This is a genomic window from Streptomyces sp. NPDC087263, assembly GCF_044744645.1.
In the GTDB taxonomy this organism is placed as follows: Bacteria; Actinomycetota; Actinomycetes; order Streptomycetales; family Streptomycetaceae; genus Streptomyces.
Genome location: NZ_JBIUYT010000031.1, coordinates 1 through 2,490 on the forward strand (window position 1 = coordinate 1; position 2,490 = coordinate 2,490).

Annotated in this window: 1 protein-coding gene; it reads left to right on the forward strand. The window is 70.7% G+C overall.

What is annotated here, in order from left to right:
• Positions 1-2,490: condensation domain-containing protein (locus ACIPC1_RS40275; RefSeq protein WP_402526822.1), on the forward strand; the 2,490-nt coding region annotated here is incomplete at both ends.

The following is a 2,490-nucleotide window of genomic DNA, read 5'->3' on the forward strand; positions in this document are numbered from 1 at the left end:
GTGAGCTGGTCTTCGCGGGCCGTGCGGATGAGCAGGTGAAGATCCGCGGGTTCCGGGTGGAGCCCGGTGAGATCGAGACGGTCCTCGCCGCCCACAAGAGCGTGGGTCAGGTCGCGGTCGTCGTGCGTGAGGACCGCGAGGGTGACAAGCGGCTCGTCGCCTACGTCGTACCTGACGGCGGGGCCGGCCCGGCCGGGCTGCGGGAGTACGTCGCCGAACGGCTGCCGGAGTACATGGTCCCGGCCGCCTTCGTGACCCTCGACGCCCTGCCGATCACCGTCAACGGCAAGCTGGACCGATCCGCCCTCCCTGCCCCCGACTTCGCCGGTCCGAGTGTCGGCCGAGGCCCGGCCACCCCGACCGAGGAGATCGTCGCCGGGCTCTTCGCCGAGGTGCTCGGGCTCGAATGGGCAGACGCCGAGGCCTCGTTCTTCGACCTGGGCGGCGACTCGCTGCTGGCCATGCGGCTACTCGCCCGCATCCGTGCCGTCCTGGGAGCGGAACTCAGTATCGGCGAGCTCTTCGCTGCCCCATCGGTTGTCGGAGCTGCCGGGCTGGTCGGCGTGGCAGCCGGCCAGACGCGCACTGCGCTGACGCCGCAGCCGCGACCAGACGTACTGCCGCTGTCGTACGAGCAGCAGCGGATGTGGTTCCTCAACCAGCTCGAAGGCGCGGGCGAGGGCGCCGCGTACAACCTCCCCCTGGCCCTGCGGATGTCGGGCGAACTTGACCTCACGGCGCTGGAGGCCGCGCTCGGCGATGTCGCCGATCGGCACGAGAGCCTGCGCACGATCTACCCGGAGACCGCGGGCGTACCCCGCCAGCAGGTGCTCGAAGGCGCCACCGGCAGGCCGCCGCTGGTCGTCGTCGAGACCTCCGAGGACGAGATCGAGGACGCCCTTACAGGCCACGTGGGCCGCGGTTTCGACATCAGCGTCGACCTCCCCTGGCGGATCCGGCTGCTCAGGACGGGGCCCACGGAGTATGTCCTGCTGATCGTGGCGCACCACATCGCCGTCGACGGCTGGTCGATGGGCATCCTCGCCCGCGACATCGGCGCCGCCTACACGGCCCGTCGACAGGGCGGACTCCCGGGCTGGGAGCCGCTGCCCGTGCAGTACGCGGACTACGCGCTCTGGCAGCGCGAGGAACTGGGCGATCTCGACGACCCGGACAGCATGGTCAGCGGGCAGTTGGACTACTGGCGGCAGGCCCTCGCCGGTGCGCCGGAGGAGTTGGACCTGCCGACCGACCGGCCCCGCCCGGCCACCTCCACGTTCCGCGGGCGCACCTTGCCGGTGGAGGTGAACGCGGAGACCCATGCCCGGCTGGTGGGACTGGCGCGGCACGGCCGGGCCACGATGTTCATGGTCGTGCACGCCGCTCTGGCGGTGCTGCTGTCCCGGATGGGCGCGGGCACGGACATCCCGGTGGGTACGGCGACGGCGGGCCGCGGGGACGCGGCGCTGGACGACCTGGCCGGCTTCTTCGTCAACACCCTGGTACTGCGCACCGATCTGAGCGCCGACCCGAGCTTCGACGAGGTACTGAACCGCGTACGGGAGGCCGATCTGGCCGCGTACGCGCACCAGGACCTGCCCTTCGAGCGGCTGGTCGAGGACATCAACCCTGCCCGCTCGCTCGCCCGGAACCCGCTGTTCCAGATCATGTTCGTCCTCCAGAACCTGCCCGAGTCACAGGGGCGCTGGAATCTGCCCGGGCTGCGGGTCGGGCCGCTGGAGGCCACATCGCAGGAGTCGACCGCCAAGTTCGACCTGTCGCTGACCCTGGCCGAGCGGCGGGACGGCGAGGGCGACCCGGCGGGATTGACCGGTGGCCTGCTGTACGCGACGGATTTGTTCGATGAGGGTTCGGTGCGGTTGTTGGCGTCGCGGTTGGTGCGGGTGTTGGAGGCCGTGGCTGCTGATCCCGGGGTGCGGCTGAGCGAGATTGATGTGCTGGGAGAGGCGGAGCGGTCGCGGGTGGTGGCGGAGTGGAACGACACCGCGCGGCCTGTCGCGGCGGAGTCGCTGGTGGAGCTTTTCGCGGCGCGTGTGGTGGAGGCGCCCGACGCGGTGGCGGTGGTTGGTGAGGGCGGTCTGGAGTGGTCGTACGGGGAGTTGGCGGAGCGTTCGGATCGGGTGGCGTGTGGCCTGGCCGAGTGGGGTGTGGGGCGTGGGGATCTTGTTGGGGTGGTGATGGAGCGGTCGGCGGATCTGGTGGCGGTGCTGCTGGGGATCGCTAAGGCCGGTGCGGGTTATGTGCCGGTGGATGTGGGGTGGCCGGTGGCGCGGCGGGAGTTGGTGCTGGGTCAGGTCGGTCTGGTGGTGGCGGATCGGGAGCTGGAGGTGCCGGGTGCGGTGCCGGTGGATGAGTTGTTCGGTGGGTTGGATGGTGTCCCGGGTGTGCGGGTGTCGGGGTCGGATGTGGCGTATGTGATGTTCACGTCTGGTTCGACGGGTGTGCCGAAGGGGGTGGCGGTCGGTCACG